18 protein-coding genes are annotated in these 19,488 nt (G+C 74.7%); 7 read left to right on the top strand and 11 right to left on the bottom strand.

The window, feature by feature from the left end:
• Positions 1 to 6 precede the first annotated feature (6 nt).
• Positions 7 to 966: a DAK2 domain-containing protein gene (locus tag ACH9D3_RS00330; RefSeq protein ID WP_396409434.1), complete on the bottom strand. Its 960-nt coding sequence runs from the start codon at positions 964 to 966 to the stop codon at positions 7 to 9.
• A complete protein-coding gene (gene thiL, locus ACH9D3_RS00325) occupies positions 956 to 2,056 on the bottom strand; it encodes a thiamine-phosphate kinase (protein ID WP_396409433.1) in 1,101 nt (366 codons plus the stop codon). The genes ACH9D3_RS00330 and thiL overlap by 11 nt, the downstream gene beginning before the upstream one ends.
• A gap of 63 nt (positions 2,057 to 2,119) precedes the next feature.
• Between thiL and ACH9D3_RS00320 the strand changes: the two genes are divergently transcribed.
• On the top strand, positions 2,120 to 2,614 hold the full coding sequence (locus tag ACH9D3_RS00320) for a DUF3515 family protein (protein WP_396409432.1): 495 nt from the start codon (positions 2,120 to 2,122) through the stop codon (positions 2,612 to 2,614).
• Between the two features lie 161 nt (positions 2,615 to 2,775).
• On the top strand, positions 2,776 to 3,081 hold the full coding sequence (locus ACH9D3_RS00315; protein WP_396409431.1) for a DUF4193 domain-containing protein: 306 nt from the start codon (positions 2,776 to 2,778) through the stop codon (positions 3,079 to 3,081).
• Positions 3,082 to 3,227: 146 nt separating this feature from the next.
• Here the strand turns inward: ACH9D3_RS00315 and ACH9D3_RS00310 are convergent, their stop codons facing one another.
• Positions 3,228 to 3,467 (bottom strand): hypothetical protein, encoded by a 240-nt coding sequence (locus ACH9D3_RS00310; protein WP_396409430.1) that lies wholly within the window; start codon positions 3,465 to 3,467, stop codon positions 3,228 to 3,230.
• Positions 3,468 to 3,963: 496 nt separating this feature from the next.
• Between ACH9D3_RS00310 and ACH9D3_RS00305 the strand changes: the two genes are divergently transcribed.
• Together ACH9D3_RS00305 and ACH9D3_RS00300 are read left to right on the top strand one after the other, a co-directional pair.
• Entirely contained in the window at positions 3,964 to 4,659 is a 696-nt protein-coding gene (locus tag ACH9D3_RS00305; RefSeq protein WP_396409429.1) for a hypothetical protein, read from the top strand.
• A 159-nt stretch (positions 4,660 to 4,818) separates the two neighbouring features.
• Positions 4,819 to 5,421 carry a sortase domain-containing protein gene (locus ACH9D3_RS00300; protein WP_396409428.1) on the top strand — a complete coding sequence of 201 codons (603 nt, stop codon included), beginning with the start codon at positions 4,819 to 4,821 and terminating at the stop codon, positions 5,419 to 5,421.
• Between the two features lie 40 nt (positions 5,422 to 5,461).
• Here the strand turns inward: ACH9D3_RS00300 and ACH9D3_RS00295 are convergent, their stop codons facing one another.
• The 6 genes from ACH9D3_RS00295 to leuC all read right to left on the bottom strand — a co-directional run bounded on the left by ACH9D3_RS00295 (position 5,462) and on the right by leuC (position 12,077).
• Complete coding sequence (locus ACH9D3_RS00295) at positions 5,462 to 6,580, bottom strand: D-alanine--D-alanine ligase family protein (protein ID WP_396400626.1); 1,119 nt, start codon at positions 6,578 to 6,580, stop codon at positions 5,462 to 5,464.
• Positions 6,577 to 7,698: an NAD(P)H-dependent glycerol-3-phosphate dehydrogenase gene (locus ACH9D3_RS00290; RefSeq protein WP_396409427.1), complete on the bottom strand. Its 1,122-nt coding sequence runs from the start codon at positions 7,696 to 7,698 to the stop codon at positions 6,577 to 6,579. The genes ACH9D3_RS00295 and ACH9D3_RS00290 overlap by 4 nt, the downstream gene beginning before the upstream one ends.
• The gene (locus ACH9D3_RS00285) at positions 7,695 to 8,444 is read right to left on the bottom strand and encodes a 1-acyl-sn-glycerol-3-phosphate acyltransferase (RefSeq protein ID WP_396409426.1); all 750 of its coding nucleotides are present in this window, start codon (positions 8,442 to 8,444) and stop codon (positions 7,695 to 7,697) included. Before ACH9D3_RS00285 ends, ACH9D3_RS00290 begins: the two co-directional genes overlap by 4 nt.
• A gap of 13 nt (positions 8,445 to 8,457) precedes the next feature.
• Entirely contained in the window at positions 8,458 to 9,774 is a 1,317-nt protein-coding gene (gene murA, locus ACH9D3_RS00280; protein ID WP_396400629.1) for a UDP-N-acetylglucosamine 1-carboxyvinyltransferase, read from the bottom strand.
• Between the two features lie 171 nt (positions 9,775 to 9,945).
• Positions 9,946 to 10,545 carry a 3-isopropylmalate dehydratase small subunit gene (gene leuD / locus ACH9D3_RS00275; RefSeq protein WP_396400630.1) on the bottom strand — a complete coding sequence of 200 codons (600 nt, stop codon included), beginning with the start codon at positions 10,543 to 10,545 and terminating at the stop codon, positions 9,946 to 9,948.
• A 32-nt stretch (positions 10,546 to 10,577) separates the two neighbouring features.
• Positions 10,578 to 12,077, bottom strand: a complete 1,500-nt coding sequence (gene leuC / locus ACH9D3_RS00270) for a 3-isopropylmalate dehydratase large subunit (protein ID WP_396409425.1) — start codon at positions 12,075 to 12,077, stop codon at positions 10,578 to 10,580.
• A 115-nt stretch (positions 12,078 to 12,192) separates the two neighbouring features.
• Here leuC and ACH9D3_RS00265 point away from each other — a divergent pair, with 115 nt between their 5' ends.
• The 3 genes from ACH9D3_RS00265 to ACH9D3_RS00255 all read left to right on the top strand — a co-directional run bounded on the left by ACH9D3_RS00265 (position 12,193) and on the right by ACH9D3_RS00255 (position 15,789).
• Complete coding sequence (locus ACH9D3_RS00265; protein ID WP_396409424.1) at positions 12,193 to 13,005, top strand: IclR family transcriptional regulator domain-containing protein; 813 nt, start codon at positions 12,193 to 12,195, stop codon at positions 13,003 to 13,005.
• 209 nt (positions 13,006 to 13,214) lie between these two features.
• Positions 13,215 to 14,954 carry an FAD-dependent oxidoreductase gene (locus ACH9D3_RS00260; RefSeq protein WP_396409423.1) on the top strand — a complete coding sequence of 580 codons (1,740 nt, stop codon included), beginning with the start codon at positions 13,215 to 13,217 and terminating at the stop codon, positions 14,952 to 14,954.
• Positions 14,938 to 15,789, top strand: coding sequence for a hypothetical protein (locus tag ACH9D3_RS00255; RefSeq protein ID WP_396409422.1), 852 nt, complete (start codon positions 14,938 to 14,940; stop codon positions 15,787 to 15,789). Before ACH9D3_RS00260 ends, ACH9D3_RS00255 begins: the two co-directional genes overlap by 17 nt.
• Before the next feature lie 82 nt (positions 15,790 to 15,871).
• Here the strand turns inward: ACH9D3_RS00255 and ACH9D3_RS00250 are convergent, their stop codons facing one another.
• Both ACH9D3_RS00250 and ACH9D3_RS00245 read right to left on the bottom strand, forming a co-directional pair.
• Positions 15,872 to 17,560, bottom strand: coding sequence for a dynamin family protein (locus ACH9D3_RS00250; RefSeq protein ID WP_396409421.1), 1,689 nt, complete (start codon positions 17,558 to 17,560; stop codon positions 15,872 to 15,874).
• The gene (locus ACH9D3_RS00245) at positions 17,557 to 19,320 is read right to left on the bottom strand and encodes a dynamin family protein (RefSeq protein ID WP_396409420.1); all 1,764 of its coding nucleotides are present in this window, start codon (positions 19,318 to 19,320) and stop codon (positions 17,557 to 17,559) included. The genes ACH9D3_RS00250 and ACH9D3_RS00245 overlap by 4 nt, the downstream gene beginning before the upstream one ends.
• Positions 19,321 to 19,488 lie beyond the last annotated feature (168 nt).

The following is a 19,488-nucleotide window of genomic DNA, read 5'->3' as shown; positions in this document are numbered from 1 at the left end:
CGTGCCTCATCCGTCCGCCTCCGAGAGGGAGGTCACGGTCAGGTTCACGGCCCGGCCGCGGGCGCCGATCACGGCGAGCGCGTCCTCGGGCCGCGGCACGTGGACGTGCACCCGCCACCGGTAGCCCTCGCCCGTCTCGGTGACGGCGCTCATGATCACACTGGTGCCCACCTCGCTGAGCTCGTGGCGCAGCTCCGCGGCGTCCAGCGGGGACAGCTCCACGGTGCACATCACCTCCACGCCGCCGTGCACGGCGTGCGGCGCGTCGACCACCCCGGCCGCCCGTGCGGCGGCGGCGTCGATCAGCTGGTCGAGCGCGATCTCGTCACCGGCGTCGTCGCCGCCCACGGTGCGGGCGAGCGCGTCGAAGATCACGAGCATGCCCAGCGCCCCGGCGTCGACCGTGCCGGTCTCCCGCAGGATCTCGAGCTGGTCCGGGGTGACGAGGACGGCGGCGCGGGCCGCGGTGCCGACCCCGGCGAGGAAGTCCTTCAGCTGCTGGTTCGACCCGTCCTCGCCCTCCTGCGGCACGGGCACGGCGGCGGCCGCCTCCAGGACGGAGAGCATGGTCCCGGGCACGGGGTCCGTGAGCACGCTCCAGGCGCGCACGTGACCGGCGTGGAGGGCGAGCCGCACGGACTCGGCCGTCATCCGCGTGCTCCCCTCGAGGGAGCGCCCCACGGCCGTGAGGAACACCGAGAACAGCGTGCCCGAGTTGCCGCGGGCCTCCTCGAGGGCGGCCTGCCCGGCGAGGGACAGCAGCTCCCCGACGTCCCCGGTCTCGAGCACGCCCGCGGCCTCGGCCGCGGCGCGCACCGTGATCGCGAGGTTGTCCCCGGTGTCGGCGTCCGCGACCGGGAAGACGTTGAGGGCGTTCAGGACGGGGCTGTGGCGCACGAGGTCGCGGTGGGCCAGGTCGAGCCACCGCCGCATGACGGCCGCGTTCGATCCGATCCTATGGTTCAAAGTGATCCCATCCTTCGCCGACCGGGTGCCCGAGAGCGACCTGGGGCGCTCGGCCGTCGAGCAGCACCCGGGGGCGGGTGCCGTCGGGCACGGGGGGCGCGGGCGCACACGAGCCTATCGCACGGAACGACCCGGGCAGCGGAACGCCCCGGGGGAACACCGCCAGCAGCCCGTGGTCCTCGCCCCCGGTGAGCACCCACTCGAGGGGGTCCGCCCCGAGCAGCCGCGCGGCCGGTCGCAGGGGCTCGGCCAGGTCGGCCACGGCCGCGGCGTCGAGGTCCACCACGACGCCGCCGGCGGCGGCGATCCTGCCGGCGTCGCGGAGCAGGCCGTCGGAGAGGTCGATCATGGCGGTGGCCCCCGCACGCGCGGCGGCGGCCCCGGCGGGCACGGGCGGGCACGGGCGCAGCTGCGCCGCCACGAGCCCGTCCAGCCGTTCGTCCGCCCCGGCCGTGTAGCGGCGGTCCTCGAGCAGGGCGACGCCCGCGGCCGCACGGCCGGTGGTCCCGGCGAGCGCCACGACCCCGCCGTCACCCGCCCCGGCCCGGCGCACGGGCTCCCGGCCCTCGAGGTCACCGGTCACGGTGGCCGTGACCGACAGCTCCCGCCCGGCGCCCAGGTCCCCGCCGACCACGGCGCAGCGGTCCGCGCCCATCGCCCGCACCCCCGCCACGAGGCCGCGCGCGAAGTCCTCGGGCCAGGAGACGGGCGTCTCCGGCGGCATGGTCAGCGAGACGACCACGGCCGAGGGGACCGCACCCATCGCGGCGACGTCGGCGAGGTTCTGCGCCGCGCACTTCACGCCGGTGTCGTAGCCGGAGGTGACGACACCGGTGGGCCAGACGAGCCGGAAGTCCTGGTCCTGCACCTGGGTGTCGGTGGTGATCACGTAGCGCCCGTCCGGGGCGGCGACCACGGCGCAGTCGTCGCCGGGTCCCAGCAGCACCTGACCGGCGGCTCCCGCGGCGGGGAGGAGCAGGAGGGGGAGCACGCGCTCGAGCAGCTCGGCCTCCGAGAGCTCCCCGACCGTGGGGCCTCGTCCGGGCGGCGCGTCGGGGACGGGGGGGTGCTCCGCCGGGGGTCGGGTCATGGCGCTCATCCTAACGAGGGCCCCGGACGCGGGAGCGGCGGCCCCGAGGATTACGCTGGGGGCATGCCCCCGACCCTCCCGATCCGACCCGTCCGCGCCCTGCTGGGTGCCGGTGCCCTCGCGGCGCTCCTCGCCGGGTGCGCCCCCGCCGTCACCGTGGACCCTGCCGAGAACGCCGCCGACCCGGGGTGCGCCCCGGCGATGCTGGCCATGCCGGGGACCGTCGGCGAGCACGACCGGCGCGAGACGACGAGCCAGGCCACCACGGCCTACGGCGAGCCCACGGCGGCGGTCGTGCGCTGCGGCGTGACGCCGCCGGGACCCACCACCGACGCGTGCTCCTCCGTCAACGACGTCGACTGGCTGATCCGGCAGGACGAGGAGGCCAGCGGCACGTGGACGGCCACCACCTACGGCCGGGACCCGGCGATCGAGGTGGTCTTCGACAGCACGGCGGTGCCGTCCTCCACCCTGCTCGTGGAGCTGGGCTCCGCCGTGGAGCAGATCCCCGCGGAGCGCCAGTGCCTCGACCTGCAGGACGCCGTGGAGGGTCTCTGACGCCGGCAGGCCAGGACGCCCGGCCCCCGCCGGGCGCGTCCGAGGACCGCGCGGGCGGCCGTCCGCCGGCTCGGGAATAGGTCCGTGCCCGGCCGGGTTGTGGGCTGGACATGCACGCGATCGCAGCACGCACCCCACCACGCACAGAAAGAGGCACCTTCGTGGCCACCGATTACGACGAGCCCCGCGTCAAGCCCGAGGACGAACCCGCCAACGAGTCCCTCGAGGTGATCCAGGCGCAGCGCAGCGCCACCACCCAGAGCCCGGCGATCGACGTCGACGACGCGGACACCGCGGAGGGCATCGACCTTCCCGGTGCGGACCTCTCCCAGGAGGAGCTGCTCATCCAGGTCGTGCCCGAGCAGCCGGACGAGTTCACCTGCATGTCGTGCTTCCTGGTCCGCCACCGCAGCCAGCTGGCCCGGGAGAAGGACGGGGCGCAGTACTGCATCGAGTGCGAGAGCTGACTCCCCCGGTCCCGCGCCGGGCCGGGCCCACCCGGTCACTCGGGGCGCACGGAGGCGACGGGGCCCTTCCGCACGGTCCGGCGCATGCCCGTGGCCTGCCCGGGAGCGATCTCGCGGGTCCGGTCCTGCCCTGACATCAGCAGGGTCTAGGCGGCCCCGAGGTGCGTGGGCGCCACGGAACACCGGGGTTCCACGTCCCGGACCCCGTCGTCCCCCTCGATGACCTCGACGTCCCCGGCGGCCGGTCCCTCGACGGACAGGCCGAGCCCCGTCCGGATCCGGTCGGTGTCCGGGCCGTGCTCGCGGGGACCGGAGCACCGGGACGGCTCGACCACGGGCTGCGACGTCCGCGCGCACCGCGCGCCGGCCTCGCCGGACGCGGCCACGGTGTCGTCGATGCACCGGCCGACGCCGGCGCCCGTGCAACGAACGCGGGTCGGGGCGGACGCGGGTCGGGGCGAGCGCGGCGAGGCATGCGTCAGCGGTGCGGCCGCTCGGGTCGGTCCCCTGTCCACACTTGTGCTGTCCCGTGCCGATGCCGGGTCTGCCGCCGGGACGACGGACCCGGGCCGGCCGGGTCCCCGGTGTGCCGGGAGAGCGGCCGCGGACCGTGCCGCCGCCGGTCTCCTGCCGTCACGAAGCGGTTCACCCTTGCTAATGCTCGCCCATGGACGATAGTTAACAGCACAGCTGTTCTTCGGTCGGGGCTCCGGCCCCGTCGAGCGGGCGCACGGCCCGTTCCGGCCGGACGACGAGCTGCACGACATGATCTGCCGGTCCGGCCGCGCGGGGGCGCGGACAGGAGGACGGCGGGGTCGTGCGGTGCGCTGGCGGTCCTGGGGTGGGCCCGGGCCGACTACGGAACACAGGAGACACATCGACATGACTGACACGAGAAGGCTGGCCGTCGCCGGTGCCTCGACGACCGTGCTGGTGGGGAGCCTGCTGCTGGGCGCCCCGGCGGCCGTCGCCGCACCGGACGACACGGTGCCGGTCGACACGTCCGCGACCGGGGCCCCACCGGGCGTGGTCGCATCCACCGACGAGGGCGTTGCCGAGGTGGTGCTGCCGGCCCCGGCCGCGGACCCCGGGGCGGCAGCACCGGAGGTCCTGGTCGCCGAGCCCGGCGCACCCGCACCCGCGGAGGCCCCGGTGCCCGAACCGGTGCCGGTCGTCGCCGACGCGGCGGCACCCGGACTCCCGGCCGCGGCACCTCAGGACGTCCCGGCCGCGGCACCTCAGGACGTCCCGGATCCCGCCGGTGCGGGCCTGCCCGCACTGCCGGAGGCCCCGCTCCCCGCTGCACCGGCCGCCGCAGACGCGGCGGGGCCGGCCGGCGCGGTTCCCGCGGCACCGGCCGCGGCCGCGGTCCCGGAGGCAGTCCTCCCCGCGGTGACGCCCGCGGAGAGCGCCGTGGGTCCGGCGAACCCGGGTCTCAACGTGGACACCCGTCTCACCGCGGCACCGTTCGAGCAGTCGGCCGGGGCCGGTCTGCTCGCGGCGCTGCTCGCGGCGGCGGTGGCCCTTCCCGGGGCGATCGCGCTCCGGGCCCGGAGGGCGGGACGCACCGGGGCCTGAGTCGCCTGCCGTGCCGGTGGCGTCCGCGGGACGGCACCGGCACGGTGCTCCGTCCGGCGCTCCGCGGCGCCGGACGGGACACCGGTGCCACAGGACGGGACGGAACGGCCCGGGACCGGGCGGAACAGCACGGCTCAGCAGCGGAGGGGACGGGACAGCATGGCCACCAGCACCGCGACCGGGCCGGCACGTCCCGGGCCCGCCGGGGGAACGGACCGGCCGGCGCGCCGGGCGGCCGTGGTGACGCTGTGCGCCGCCGTGCTGTGGGTGGCGCTCATGAACCAGTGGTTCCTGGTGCAGACCTTCCTGGGGCACACGCCCTCCGCCGCCTCGCCGCTGCGTCTGAGCATCGACGCCGTCGGATTCGACGCGGACGTGCTCCCCTACGACCCGACGGAGGACGACCTCGCGGGCGGGTCCCTCGTGCCGCCGCAGACCTACAACGGCTACTGGCTCACGCCGTACGGCATGCCCGGCGAGGGCTCGGAGAACACCACGTACATCGCCGGGCACAGCTACGACCGGGTCGAGCTGCCGTTCAACAAGCTGAGCGATCCCGCGCTGGTCGGCGCGGAGCTCGAGGTGGAGACCGTGCACGGGACCCTCGACTACGTGGTGGACTCCGTGACCACCTACGAGAAGGACACGCTCAAGGAGAGCGCCATCTGGGAGATCGTCCCCCACCGCATCGTCCTGATCAGCTGCTACACGCAGGACGCGGTCGGCAAGAACGTCGTCGTCGTCGCGTCGCCCGCTGCGTGAGACGAAGCCCGCGGACGCGCCGCGGGCGGCGTACGGCGCGTCAGCGCAGACCCACCGGGCGCTCCAGGGCGAGGCCCAGGAGCTCGTCGATCAGACCGGCGTAGTCGAGTCCGGACGCGTCCCACATCCGCGGGTACATCGAGATGGGCGTGAACCCGGGCATCGTGTTGACCTCGTTGATGACCACCCGCCCGTCCGGGGTGTAGAAGAAGTCGGCGCGGCACAGGCCCTCGCCGTCCAGCGCCTCGAAGGCCGTCACGGCGTGCTCGCGGATCGTGCCGATCGCCTCCGGCGGCAGGTCGGCGGGGCAGCTGAGCTTCGCGGAGGCCTGGGAGACGTACTTCGCCTCGAAGTCGTAGAACGCGTGCTCGTCGACGATCTCGATCTCCCCCGGCATGGAGGTCCGGGCGGCCCCGCTGCCGCGCCCCTGGAGGACGGCGCACTCGATCTCCCGCCCCACGATGCCGGCCTCGACCACGAGCTTGCGGTCGTGCTCCCGGGCCGTCTCGACGGCGGCGTCCAGCCCCTCGGGACCGTCCACCTTGGTGATGCCGAAGGAGGACCCGGCCCGGGCCGGCTTGACGAAGACGGGGAAGCCGAGCTCGGCGATGCGCTCCCGCACGCCCCGGGGATCCGCCGTCCACTGGCGGTCGGTCACCACGGTGTAGGGGCCCACCTCCATGCCGGCGGCCTCGAAGGCGAGCTTCATGAAGTGCTTGTCCATGCCCACCGCGGAGGCGGTGACCCCGCAGCCCACGTAGCGCAGGTCGGCGAGCTCGAGCAGCCCCTGCAGGGTGCCGTCCTCGCCGAAGGGCCCGTGCAGCAGGGGGAGGACCACGTCGATGTGCCGGTCCCGGCTCACGGTCTCCCCGCAGGGGCCGTCGTGGCGCACGATGAGCTCGTTCTCCCCGACCTTCAGCGGCAGGCTGACGAGCTCGTCGCCCACCGGCAGCTCGGCGATCGGGGTCTCGTCGAGCAGCCGCTCGAGCTCCTCCTGCGAGCAGAGGAACCACTCGCCGGAGGTGGCGATGCCCACGGTCACCACGTCCCACTTCTCCCGGTCGATCGCGCGCAGGACGCCGCGGGCCGTGATGAGGGAGATGGAGTGCTCGCTGGAGCGCCCGCCGAAGAGCACGGCGACGCAGGGGCGGGGTGTCATGGGGCGGTCCCTTCGGATTTGATCTCGCGGCCCAGCATCAGCGGAGCCAGGTCGTCGACGGTGATCTCCTCGCGGAGAATGGCCACGACGGCCTCGGCGATGGGCATGTCCACGCCGTGCCGGCGGGCCAGGGCGAGCACGGCCGGGGCGGACTTGATGCCCTCGGCGGTCTGGGTCATCTCCTCCTGCACCTCCGGGAGGGTCATGCCCAGGCCGAGCAGCCGGCCCGCCGTGCGGTTGCGGGAGAGCGGGGAGGAGCAGGTGGCCACGAGGTCGCCCAGACCGGCGAGCCCGGAGAGGGTCTCCAGGCTGCCGCCCAGGGCGAGCGCGAGGCGGGTGGTCTCGGCGAGCCCGCGGGTGATGATGGACGCCTTGGAGTTCTCGCCCAGGTGGCGGCCGTCGGCGATGCCCACCCCGAGGGCGATCACGTTCTTGACCACGCCGCCGATCTCGGTGCCGACCACGTCCGTGTTCGTGTAGGGGCGGAAGTAGCGGGTCCGGCAGGCGTGCGCCACCCAGCTGGCGAGCTCCGTGGCGGGCGCGGCCACGACGGAGGCCGTGGGCTGCTCCTCCGCGATCTCCATGGCCAGATTGGGCCCGGAGAGCACGCACGTGCGCTCCTGCCAGTGGTCGGTGCCCAGGCCGGTGTCCCGGCCCAGCTCCTCGGCGACCACCTCGCTCATCCGCAGCCCCGTGTCCCGTTCCAGCCCCTTGGCGAGGGACAGCACCACCGCGTCACGCCCGAGGTGACCGGCCACGGCGGTGAGCTGGGAGCGCAGGGACTGTGCCGGCACGGCGAGGACCACGAGGTCCGCCCCGTCCACGGCGGCGGCGAGGTCGGCGGTGATCTCCAGGCGTCCGGGCAGCCGGATGCCGGGGACGTAGCGGTCGTTGACGTGCGTGCGCGCGGTGTGGCCCATCGCCGTGGCGTCGCGCCCCCACAGCACCACGGTCCGCTCGAGCGGCTCGGAGCGCGCGTGGGCGCCCGACCGGGCGCTGTCGGCGAGGGTCTTGGCGAAGGTCGTGCCCCAGGACCCGGCGCCGAGGACGGCGACCTTCCGCGGCCCGCGGGTGCGCCGGACGACGGCGGGGGCTCCCGGGCTGTCGGGTCGTGTCACCGGCGGCCTCCTCGTCGGCGGTCCCAGAGGACGGCCGGTGCGTCGGCGCCGCGCAGGACCGCGAGCTCGCGGGTCACGGCGCGCATGATGGCATCGGTGGCGTCGTCGAGGCGGGCCGTGCGGGCGTCGGACGGGCAGGTCAGGTCGGGGACCTCGTCCCGCCACGGCGTGAGGTCCACGGGCGGGCCGATCCGCACGCGCACGTCCTTGCGGGGGAAGAGGCTGACCGTGCGCCGGCCGGAGGGCTGCGCGTGGTCGAGGACCTCCTGGTCCCCCCAGTGCGCGACCGGGACCACCGGCGCACCCGTGGCGAGGGCCAGTCGTGCGGCGCCGGTGAACCCTGTCATCGGCCACCGGCCGGGGTCCCGGGTCAGCGTGCCCTCGGGGTAGATGACCACGGCCCCGCCGGAGGCCAGCTCCGCGCGGGCCGCCGTGAGCGCCGCCGCGGCGTCGGCCGTGCCGCGCAGCACGGGGACCTGGCCGGAGGCCCGGAGCACCGCGCCCACCACGGGCGCACGGAACAGCGACTCCTTCGCCAGGAAGCGGGGCAGGATCCCGTTGTCGTAGAGGGTGATGGCGACGGTGAGGGGGTCGAGCTCGGTCAGGTGGTTGGGCACGACGATGAACCCGCCCTCGGCCGGGAGGTGCTCCTCCCCCGTCCAGCGCAGCCGGGCCACCGACCGGTAGGCGGGTTTGACGACGGCGGCGAGCCCGCGGAACAGGCGGCGGTTCGAGGTGCGGCTCATCGGCGGGACCGGCTCACTCGCCGTCGAGCTCGAACGACGCCCCGAGCCCCGACAGCTTGTCGGTGAAGTGCTCGTAGCCCCGCTTGATGAGCTCGACCCCCGTGACGTGGGACGTGCCGTCGGCGGCGAGCGCCGCGATGAGGTGGGAGAAGCCGCCGCGCAGGTCGGGGATGTTGATCTCGGACGCCAGCAGCGGGGTGGGCCCGGAGATCACGGCGGAGTGCACGAAGTTGCGCTGCCCGAAGCGGCAGGGCACCGAGCCCAGGCACTCGCGGTGCAGCTGGATCGTGGCCCCCATCCGGTTGAGGGCGCCCGTGAAGCCGAACCGGTTCTCGTACACGGTCTCGTGGACGATGGACACGCCCTTGGCCTGGGTCAGGGCGACCACCAGCGGCTGCTGCCAGTCGGTCATGAAGCCGGGGTGCACGTCGGTCTCGACGATGAGCGGGTTCAGGTCCCCGCCGGGGTGGTAGAACCGGATGCCGTCCTCCGTGATGTCGAGGCCGCCCCCGATCTTGCGGAAGGTGTTGAGGAAGGTCATCATGTCCGACTGCCTCGCCCCGGCCACGAGGATGTCGCCCCCGGTGGCGAGTGCGGCGGAGCCCCAGGAGGCGGCCTCGATGCGGTCGGGCATGGCCCGGTGCCGGTAGCCGGTGAGCTCGGGGACGCCCTCGATCCGGATCACCCGGTCGGTCTGCACGGTGATGATGGCGCCCATCTTCTGCAGGATCGCGATGAGGTCCATGATCTCGGGCTCGGTGGCCGCGCCGCGCAGCTCGGTGTGGCCGTCGGCACGGGTCGCGGTGAGCAGCACCTGCTCGGTCGCGCCGACCGACGGATAGGGCAGCTCGACCTTGGCGCCGTGGAGACCGTGCGGGGCGCTCATCCGGATCCCCGACTCCAGCTTCTCGACCCGGGCGCCGAAGTGCCGCAGCACGTCGAGGTGGAAGTTGATGGGCCGGTCGCCGATCTTGCACCCGCCGAGGTCGGGGATGAAGGCCTCGCCGATGGCGTGCAGCAGGGGGCCGCACAGCAGGATCGGGATCCGGGAGTCCCCGGCGTGGGCGTCGATGTCCGCGTGCCGCGCCGTGGTGACGTTGGACGGGTCCAGGGACAGCCGGCCGTCCTCACGCCCGACGTCCACCCCGTGCAGTGCCAGCAGGTTGGTGACGACCTGGACGTCCTTGATCTCGGGCACGTTCGCCAGGACGGACGGCGTCGACCCCAGGAGGGCGGCCACCATGGCCTTGGGGACGAGGTTCTTGGCACCTCGCACGGTGACCTGCCCGGACAGGGGAACTCCGCCCGTGATGTGCAGTGCGCTGCTCATGACCTTCCGATCTGCTGTTGCCGGGCCACTCCCCGAGCGGGAGCGGCACCCGTACAGTGTAGGTTCCCGCACGCGGGCCCCCGCACAGGCGGGCCGTCGTGCGTGTCCGGGACAGCACGACGGCCCGGCGGGGCCGGAGGGGCCCGCCGGGCCGTCCAGGACGCGGCGCGGTCAGGTGCGGGCCGGCAGGGTCGCCGGCCGGAACGCCGGGCGCCGGGCCTCGAAGTCGGCGATGTCCTCCTCGCGCTGGAGGGTGAGGCCGATGTCGTCCAGACCCTCCATGAGGCGCCAGCGCGTGTAGTCGTCGATGGAGAACGGGACCGTGACCGTGTCGCAGCTCACCGTGCGCGACTCGAGGTCGACCTCGATCTGCGTGCCGGGGTGCTCCTCGACGAGCTTCCACAGGAGTTCGACGTCGGCCTGGTCCACCTGCGCGGCCAGCAGGCCCTGCTTGCCCGAGTTGCCGCGGAAGATGTCCCCGAACCGGGAGGAGATCACGGCCCGGAAGCCGTAGTCGCGCAGCGCCCACACCGCGTGCTCGCGGGAGGAGCCGGTGCCGAAGTCGGGCCCGGCCACCAGCACGGAGCCGTGGCGGTAGGGCTCCCGGTTGAGCACGAAGTCGTCGTCCCGGCGCCAGGCGGCGAACAGAGCGTCCTCGAAGCCGGTTTTGGTGATGCGCTTGAGGTAGACGGCCGGGATGATCTGGTCGGTGTCCACGTTGGACTGCTTCAGCGGGACGCCGACACCCCGGTGGGTGGTGAATTTCTCCATGGCAGGGCCTTTCTGGGCTTCGGGTCGAGGGCTCAGGCGCCGGCGGACGCGAGGTCCGCGGAGGCGGCGGGCTCGAGGTCGGACGGGGAGGACAGCGTGCCGCGCACCGCGGTGGCGGCCGCCACGACCGGGGAGACGAGGTGGGTGCGCCCGCCCTTGCCCTGCCGGCCCTCGAAGTTGCGGTTCGACGTCGACGCGCACCGCTCGCCGGGGGCCAGCTGGTCCGGGTTCATCCCCAGGCACATCGAGCAGCCGGCGAAGCGCCAGTCCGCGCCGAACTCCTTGAACACCCGGTCCAGGCCCTCGGCCTCGGCCTGCAGACGGACCTTCGCCGAGCCGGGGACCACCATCATCCGGACGCTCTCCGCCTTGGCGCGGCCCCTGACGATCTCCGCCGCGGCCCGCAGGTCCTCGATCCGGGAGTTGGTGCACGACCCGAGGAACACGGTGTCGACGGCGATCTGCTTCATGGGGGTGCCGGCGGTCAGGCCCATGTACTCCAGCGCGCGGCGGGCGTTGGCCTTGTCGTTCTCGTCCCCGACGTCCTCGGGGTCGGGGACGGAGCGGGACAGCGGGACGCCCTGGCCGGGGTTGGTGCCCCAGGTGACGAACGGCTCGAGCTCGTCCGCGTCCAGGAACACCTCGGTGTCGAAGACGGCGTCCTCGTCGGTGCGCAGGGTCCGCCAGTGCTCGACGGCCGCGTCCCAGTCGGCGCCCTGGGGCGCGTGCGGGCGTCCCCGCACGTACTCGAACGTGGTCTCGTCCGGGGCGATCATGCCCGCGCGCGCACCGGCCTCGATCGACATGTTGCAGATCGTCATGCGGGCCTCCATGGACAGGGCGCGGATGGCCGAGCCCCGGTACTCCAGGACGTAGCCCTGCCCGCCGCCGGTGCCGATCTTCGCGATCACGGCCAGGATGATGTCCTTGGCGGAGACCCCCGGGCGCAGCGTGCCCTCGACCGTGATGGCCATGGTCCGGAACGGGGCCAGCGGCAGGGTCTGGGTCGCCATGACGTGCTCCACCTCGGAGGTGCCGATGCCGAAGGCCAGCGCGCCGAACGCGCCGTGGGTGGACGTGTGGGAGTCCCCGCAGACCACGGTCATCCCCGGCTGCGTGAGCCCCAGCTGGGGGCCCACCACGTGCACGATGCCCTGCTCGGCGTCCCCGAGCGGGTGCAGGCGCACGCCGAACTCGGCGCAGTTGGCCCGCAGGGTCTCGATCTGCTTGCGGGAGGTGTCGTCGGCGATGCGGGAGAAGATGTCCTGCGTCGGCGTGTTGTGGTCCTCCGTGGCGATCGTGAGGTTCGGGCGGCGCAGCGGACGGCCCGCCAGCCGCAGCCCCTCGAAGGCCTGGGGCGACGTCACTTCGTGGAGCAGGTGCAGGTCGATGTAGAGCAGGTCCGGCCGCCCGTCCTCGCCCTTGCGCACGAGGTGGTCCGCCCAGACCTTCTCGGCGAGGGTGCGCCCGCCCGCCGGCCCGGAGGGCGCGGCGGAGGTGGTGGAGGTGGTCGAGGACTGGTACTCCGGCATGGCGGGTCCTTCCGTGCTGCCTGTGCGACGTGTTCCTCCCATGGTCGGCGCCGGGAATCCGCCGGGGCCAGCTTTGCGGCTTGCTTCTCACATTCTGAGACGGCAGTATCAGGACATGGACACATCTGGACACATGGACCCGTCCGGCGCTCCCCTCGGCAGCCCGCTGGGCGGGCAGGGCACCGGCGAGGCCCTGGCCCTGGGCTCGGCCGCCGCCCCGAGCGGTGTGGGCGTGGTCGACAAGGCGGCGGTGATCCTCGACGCCCTCGAGGCCGGTCCGGCGACCCTCGCCCAGCTCGTGAGCGCCACCGGTCTCGCGCGCCCCACCGTCCACCGGCTGGCCGTGGCGCTGGCCCACCACCGGTTCGTGGGCCGGGACATCCAGGGCCGGTTCGTGCTCGGCTCCCGCCTCGTGGAACTGGCCTCCGCGGCGGGCGAGGACCGGCTGATCGCCGCCGCCGGCCCCGTCCTGGTGCACCTGCGCGACGCCACCGGGGAGTCCGCCCAGATCTTCCGCCGGCAGGGCGACTGGCGCGTGTGCGTGGCCTCGGCCGAGCGGCCGATCGGGCTGCGGGACACGATCCCCGTGGGCACGCAGCTGTCGATGAAGGCGGGCTCCGCCGCGCAGGTGCTCGTCGCGTGGGAGGACCACGACCGGCTGCTCGAGGGCCTGCGCCACGCGCGGTTCTCGGCGACCGTGCTGGCCGGGGTGCGCCGGCGGGGCTGGGCGCAGTCCCTGGGCGAGCGGGAACCGGGCATCGCGTCCGTGTCGGCGCCGGTGCGCGGACCCTCCGGGCGGGTGATCGCCGCGGTGTCGATCTCCGGGCCGATCGAGCGGCTCACCCGCCAGCCGGGGCGGCTGCACGCCGAGGTCGTGGTGCAGGCGGCGCGCCAGCTGACGGAGGCGCTCCGGGCGACCGCCCCCTAGGACGTCCTCGCCGACCCCCGTTCGGCGGCCCTCGCGCCGCGGCGGCCGGTCCCGCCGGGGGGCGCGGCCCGGGCGCATGCCCGGGGCACGTTCCCGGTCCTCCTGCCGCGGCGCGGCCGCGCCGCCCTCGGGCCGCCCTCTTGTCGGCGGAAAGCCGCGCGAGTAGCCTGAGCGCCATCCGGCCAGGGATCCACCAGGAGGTGGCGGCCATGGACGACCCGGTTCCGGTCGTGCTGATCGCGACGAGCGACCCGGTCTCCCGAAGAATTCTGGGGGACGAGCTGCGCCGGCGCTACGGCGCCGACTACGAGGTCGTGGTCTGCGCCGACCACGCTCATGCCCGGGCGGTGCTCGAGGGGCTCCGGCGGTGGGATCGCGCGGTGGCCCTGATCGTCGGGTGCTACGGTCCGGCCGACCGCGAGGGGCTGGACTTCCTGCGGCGGTCCTACGCCGACCACCCCGCCGCCAAGCGGGCCGTCGCGGTGATCTGGGGAGACTTCGCCAGCGGCCCCACCGTGTTCCGGGCCATCGCCCGGGGCCACGCCGACCTGCTCGTCCTGCGGCCTGAGCGACCGCGGGACGAGGAGTTCCACGGGGCGATCACCGACGCCCTCGACGACTGGCACCTGGCCCAGGGCGGAGGGTTCGTCGCGGTGCGCATGATCGGGGAGCAGCACGACGGGCGGACCCATGCGCTGCGCGACACCCTCCTGCGCAACCACATCCCGGTGGGCTTCCACCCGGTCGGGGCCCCGGCGACGCAGCGGATGCTGGCGGGCCTGGGCCTGCACGAGCCCGAGCTGCCGGTCCTGGTGCTGCAGTTCACGTCGCCGCCGACGGTCCTCGAGAACCCCAGCGACCCGGAGATCGTCGGGGCGTTCGGGCTGGACCGGCCGCCGCCGCCGGACAAGGTCTTCGACGTCGTCATCGTCGGCGCCGGTCCGGCCGGTCTCGCGGCGGCGGTGTACGCCTCGTCCGAGGGCCTGTCCACGATGGTGGTGGAGCAGCAGGCCGTGGGCGGCCAGGCGGGCACCAGTTCACTGATCCGCAACTATCCGGGGTTCTCCCGCGGAGTGAGCGGCGCCCACCTGGCCTTCCGGTCCTTCCAGCAGGCATGGGTCTTCGGCACCGACTTCGTGTTCATGCGGGAGGCGCAGAGCCTGGGGGCCGACGGGGACGTGCGCACGGTGGTGCTGTCCGACGGCGGTGCGGTGCGGGGCCGTACGGTCGTGGTGGCCTGCGGCGTGGACTACCGGCGCCTCGGCGTGCCGCAGCTCGAGGAGCTGGTGGGGCGGGGCGTCTTCTACGGCGCCGCGGTCTCCGCGGCGCCGTCGCTGGCCGGACGCTGCGCCTGCGTCGTGGGCGGCGGCAACTCCGCCGGACAGGCTGCGCTGCACGTCGCGAAGTACGCGACGCAGGTGACCCTGCTGGTGCGGGGACCCTCGCTGGCGGCCAGCATGTCGGACTACCTCATCGCCCAGCTCGAGGCGACCGGGAACGTGACGATCCGCTACGGGACCACGGTCGTCGGGGCCCGCGAGCTGGACGGGAGCCTCGCCGCCGTTGAGGTCGCCGCTACCGCGGACGCCGACGGTGCCCCCGCGGAGGTGATCGAGGCGGCCGCGCTGTTCGTGCTGATCGGTTCGGTGCCGCGCACCTCGTGGCTGCCCGGATCGGTGCATCGCGACGGCGCCGGCTTCCTGCGCACGGGCGGGGGCTGGGACCCCGCCACCGGCGGACCCGACAGGTCGCCGCTGCCGCTGGAGACCAGCCTCCCGGGCGTCTTCGCGATCGGCGACGTCCGGGCCGGGTCGATCAAGAGGGTGGCGACCGCCGTCGGGGACGGCGCCACCGTGATCTCGCTCCTGCACGGCTACCTGGCTCAGCACCCACCGGCCGCCCGGGCGGCCGATCCCGGGGAGCCGGTCGACGATGCGCTCCTCGGCTGACGCGGCGCCGTTGATCCCGGCGCTGCGGGTGCTGCTCCTCGTCGCCGCGTTCCTGGTCTTCCTCGCGGGGCTGGAGCTGTTCGTGTTCCCGCTCCGCACGGCGGACTGGTTCGCCTGGACGATCGAGCCGCCCATGACCGCCGTCTTCCTCGGAGCGGCGTACTGGTCGAGCGCGGTCCTCGAGGTGTCCGGCGCCCGCTCCACCGGCTGGGACCGGGCGCGTCTGGCCGTCTGGCCGGTGTTCGTCTTCACGACCCTGACCCTCGCGGTGACCCTGCTCCACCTCGACCGCTTCCACCTGTCGCCGGACGAGCCGCCCCTCGCCCGGGTCGCCGCCTGGGCGTGGTTGGCCATCTACGCGCTCGTGCCCCTGGCGATGCTCGTCATCGGCCTGCTCCAGGCCCGGTCCCGGCCGGACGCCGTCCCCGAGCCGATGGCCCCCGCCGCGCTGCCCGCGGGGCTGCGGCTGCTCCTGGTGGGCATCGCCGCCGTGCTGCTGGTCGTCGGCGCCGCGCTCCTGGTGCTGCCCGCGGCGGCCGCGACGCTGTGGCCGTGGCCGCTGACCGCGCTCACGGCGAGGGCGGTCGGGGCCTGGCTGGTCGGCCTCGGGTGGGCGGCGGCGTACGCCCGCCGGAGCGGGAACGCTCGCACGGTCCGTCCCCTCGGGCTGAGCGCCCTCGTCTTCGCGCTCCTGCAGGCGATCGGCCTGCTGAGGTACGGCGACGTCGTGACGTGGGCGGACGGGTCCGGGATCGGCTTCGGGGTCGTGCTGGTGGCCATCGGCGTCGCGGGCGGATGGATCCTCGCGCTCGGCCCGAGGACCGGTCACCGGTGAGAGCGGCGCCGGGACCGGGGCGGGCACCGCTCCGGTCCCGGCGGCAGGACGCGGCCCCCGGCCGGCCGCCGGCCCCGGCAGCTCAGCGTCGCAGCGCCGCCAGCGACTCCCGGAAGGCGGTGAAGGCGTCGAGCTCCGCGCGCACGGGCTCGACGACGGTGCGCCGCCCCGCCTCGCCCACCGACGTGCGCAGCCGGCGCCGCACGGAGCGCTCCCGCATCCTGGCCCCGAAGCCGGCCAGGATCCGTCCGGTCAGGGCCACGAAGAGGCCGAGCACCACCCCTGCGAGGACGAGCAGCGTGGGCACGGGCAGCGGGAAGCCCTCGACGTAGGGGGGCGGCGGGACGGGGATCTGGAACCACTCGAGCAGGAACATCCCCAGGAGCCACACGAGACCCGCGACCACCGCGAGCATCGCGATCCACTGGACGGCGTCGAGGACGAGCCACCACCAGGAGTTCTTCCGCGCCCGGAAGTCGGTGCGGGCCACGGCCTGGTCGATCGCGTCCGGGAGCCGCTGCTCGTGGGTGCGCGCGGCCTGGCGCACCGAGCGGGTCCAGGGCTCGGCGGCCCCGGCCGCGGCGTCGTGGGCGAACGTGCGCACCGCGGAGTCCGCGGCCGCACGCTGGGCGGCCCCCATGGGCGGCAGGGACGTGCGGTTGATCTCCGGGTTCACGGTCTCGCCGCGGTCGAGGTTCAGCCGCCGCATCGGGTCCTTGCGGAACCTCAGCAGCCACCGGGTGGCGATCCACCCGGTGTGCCCGGCGGCGTGCAGGGCGTAGGACTTCCCGGCGGCCCGGGCGATGCCGGGGACGTTGGCGGCCTGCGCCAGGCCGTCCGTGAGCCGCTCCTGCGCGTCCTCGGTGATCCCGGCCGGCGCACCGTCCCCGGAGGCCTCGGCGAGCCGCTCGGCGGCGTCGGTGACGTCGGCGTCGAGCCGGGCGCCGGCCGCCGCCTTGGAGTCCGCCATCTGGCGGATCCGGCCCCTGAGGGCGTCGACGCCCTCCCCCGTCACGGCCGAGACGGCCACGGGCCGGGAGAGCCCCGTGGTGGGCAGCCCGTCCTGGGCCACGAGCTCCTCGAGGGACGCCATCACGGCGGGGACCTCCGCAGGCGGCAGCCGGTCCACCTGGTTCATGACCACCATGGTCACAGCCCCGTGCCGGGCCAGCGGTGCGATGAAGTCCTGGTGGATGACGGCGTCGGCGTACTTCTGCGGGTCCACGACCCACACCACGACGTCGACCATGCCGACCAGGCGCTGGACGATGGTGCGGTGGTGCAGGCTCACGGAGTCGAAGTCCGGCAGGTCGAGGAGGATCAGCCCGCCGGGCCCCTCCGGGGCGGGCCCGCCCGTCAACCGCTCCCGGACGCGCGTCCACCGGCCGGTGTCGTCGTGGGCGGCGGGCAGGGGCGTGTCGAGGTGGTGGCGCTGCGAGACGTCGAGCCAGTCCAGCAGGGCCTCGCTGCCCGCCTCGCCCCAGACCGCCGCCAGCGGCTCCGCGGTCGTGGGGCGGCGGGCGGCGGCGCGGGCGATGTCCCGTCCGACGACCGCGTTGAAGAGGCTGGACTTCCCGGAGCCGGTCGCCCCGAAGAAGCCGACCACGGTGTGGTCGGCGGACAGGGAGCGCCGCTCGGCCGCTCGGTCCAGCACGGTGCGCGACGCCGCCACGGCCTCCTCGTCCAGCCGGCCGGAGGCCAGTTCCGTGGCTCGCGCGAGGGCGGTCAGCCGTGCGGAGAGGGTCGGGGGCGGCTGGCGGGCGGGGCTCACCGCCCGTCCCCCAGCGGCCGGCCCGCCGCGCGGATGCGCTCGGCGGCGGCCTCCAGCTCGTTCGCCTCCGGGTGCCCGTCCAGGACGTCGAGGCGCCGCAGGAACACGGACGCCTGCTGGTCCATCAGCGTGGAGATGCGGGACTCCAGGTTCTTCCGGGCGTCCTCGGCCATCCGCCGCACGGCGTCCTCCCCGAAGACGGCCTCGAGCAGCTTGGTGCCCACCACGCCGGACCCGCCGGCGATGCCGACCTCGAGCCCGGTGAGACCGCCCGTCATGGAGAACACGCCGATCATGAGGATCACGGTGAGCGCGTTGACGCCCAGGGACATGATCCTGGCCTTGGTGCGCTTGTCCGCGCCCTCGCGCTGGATCAGCTCCATGAGGTCGCCCTGCCAGGCCCGCACCTGCTCGGCCGTGCGCTCGCGGAAGTCGGGGGGCAGGGAGCCGAGGTCGGACCCGCCGAGCAGGACGCGGCCCGCGGGCTCGTCCTGCCAGCGGCGCTCCGCGGTCTCCGAGGCGCGCGCGGCCTCCTCGACGATGACGGTCTGCAGCCCGGTCTCGATGGCCTCCTCGACCTGGACCTCGGGCGCCGGCCGTCCGCTGAAGAAGGCGGTGAGCCGGTCCCGCATCCGCCCGATCCCGGCCTCGAGGTTGCGGAAGAACTCGCCGGTGCCCACGAAGTCCTGCCAGCGGGCGAGGACCTCCCCGCGCAGCAGGGTCCCGTCGCGGGTCGAGTCGATGACGGCGGAGAGCGCCTCGTCGAAGGCGCGGTCCACGTCGTTGCGCAGCTGCGCCTCGACGCGCTGCTGCGAGAGCACCGCGGTCGCGGCCGCACCGGTGCGCTCCGCGATGGAGCGCACCGCACCGCCCAGGGTCCGGCGGGCGATCTCCGAGCGGGAGGCCGCGTTGCTCCCGAGCTCGGCGAGGAAGTCCACGACGGGTGCCACGACGTGCGGCGGGAGCATGCCCGTCTCGTTGAGGGGGAACTCCGGGACCGTGAAGACGGGGGCGTCACCGAGTCCCTGCTCCGCGAGCATCCGCCGGAGGTCCTCCTCGATCTCGGCCTCGAGCCCGGGCGGGACCCGGTCGAGGACCACGGCCACGGTGATGTCGCGCTGGGCGGCCTCGACGAGCAGCCGCCACGGCACGGCGTCGGCGTAGCGGTTGGCGGTCGTCACGAAAAGCCACAGGTCGGCGGCGGCGAGCAGCTGTCCGGCGAGCCGGCGGTTCTCGTCCGAGATCGAGTCGACGTCCGGGGCGTCGAGCAGCGCGACGCCCTCGGGGATGCGCGGCTCGGCCAGCAGCACCAGCGCCTGGCCGTCCGCGGTCCCGGGCAGCGCGGACGGGGAGGCGGTGTCCGCTGCGGTCGAGCCGGCGGGGGTGACCTTCCGCGCGTGGATCCGGCTCAGGTGCGGGAGCACCCGCTGCGTCGAGAACGCCTCGGCGTCGCGCGGGTGGTGGATCAGGATGGGTTGGCGGGTGGTCGGGCGGATCGCCCCCGCGCGGGTCACCGGGTGCCCCACGACCGCGTTGACCAGGGTCGACTTGCCGGCGCCCGTGGACCCGCCGACCACCGCGAGCAGCGGGGCGTCGAGGGAGCGGACCCTCGGCAGCACGTAGTCGTCGAGCTGGGCGACGGCGCGGTCGATGTCCTCCCGCTCGTGCAGCACGTTGCTCGTGGACAGCGGCAGGCTCGAGGCCGCGAGCAGCGCCCGCGCGTCCTCGAGGGCGCTCAGGGTCTCCGTCTGGTCGGTCACACAGCCATTGTGCCAGTAAGCCTGCTGTGCACCTACGCGGCGCAGGGCCATGGGCGCACTCCACGCGGTCGGCGCCGCCGCCGCGGACCTGCCCCTCCCGGCCGCGCCGGGAGGCGTCGGCGCCCCCGGCGGGGAGCACGCTGCGGACGGGCTCGATCCGGGGTGCGC

Origin of the sequence: Kocuria kalidii (assembly GCF_044462225.1) — a bacterium.
In the GTDB taxonomy this organism is placed as follows: domain Bacteria; phylum Actinomycetota; class Actinomycetes; order Actinomycetales; family Micrococcaceae; genus Kocuria; species Kocuria kalidii.
Note: the sequence above shows the minus strand (reverse complement) of the source record. Positions and strands in the feature narration are given on the sequence as shown.

What these genes read in the sequence shown, in the direction of transcription:
- thiL (WP_396409433.1), bottom strand. Translation starts at nt 2,056, where the DNA reads ATGACCCGACCCCCGGCGGAGCACCCCCCCGTCCCCGACGCGCCGCCC.
- ACH9D3_RS00320 (WP_396409432.1), top strand. Translation starts at nt 2,120, where the DNA reads ATGCCCCCGACCCTCCCGATCCGACCCGTCCGCGCCCTGCTGGGTGCC.
- ACH9D3_RS00305 (WP_396409429.1), top strand. Translation starts at nt 3,964, where the DNA reads ATGACTGACACGAGAAGGCTGGCCGTCGCCGGTGCCTCGACGACCGTG.
- ACH9D3_RS00300 (WP_396409428.1), top strand. Translation starts at nt 4,819, where the DNA reads ATGGCCACCAGCACCGCGACCGGGCCGGCACGTCCCGGGCCCGCCGGG.
- ACH9D3_RS00295 (WP_396400626.1), bottom strand. Translation starts at nt 6,580, where the DNA reads ATGACACCCCGCCCCTGCGTCGCCGTGCTCTTCGGCGGGCGCTCCAGC.
- ACH9D3_RS00285 (WP_396409426.1), bottom strand. Translation starts at nt 8,444, where the DNA reads ATGAGCCGCACCTCGAACCGCCGCCTGTTCCGCGGGCTCGCCGCCGTC.
- murA (WP_396400629.1), bottom strand. Translation starts at nt 9,774, where the DNA reads ATGAGCAGCGCACTGCACATCACGGGCGGAGTTCCCCTGTCCGGGCAG.
- leuD (WP_396400630.1), bottom strand. Translation starts at nt 10,545, where the DNA reads ATGGAGAAATTCACCACCCACCGGGGTGTCGGCGTCCCGCTGAAGCAG.
- leuC (WP_396409425.1), bottom strand. Translation starts at nt 12,077, where the DNA reads ATGCCGGAGTACCAGTCCTCGACCACCTCCACCACCTCCGCCGCGCCC.
- ACH9D3_RS00265 (WP_396409424.1), top strand. Translation starts at nt 12,193, where the DNA reads ATGGACACATCTGGACACATGGACCCGTCCGGCGCTCCCCTCGGCAGC.
- ACH9D3_RS00260 (WP_396409423.1), top strand. Translation starts at nt 13,215, where the DNA reads ATGGACGACCCGGTTCCGGTCGTGCTGATCGCGACGAGCGACCCGGTC.
- ACH9D3_RS00255 (WP_396409422.1), top strand. Translation starts at nt 14,938, where the DNA reads ATGCGCTCCTCGGCTGACGCGGCGCCGTTGATCCCGGCGCTGCGGGTG.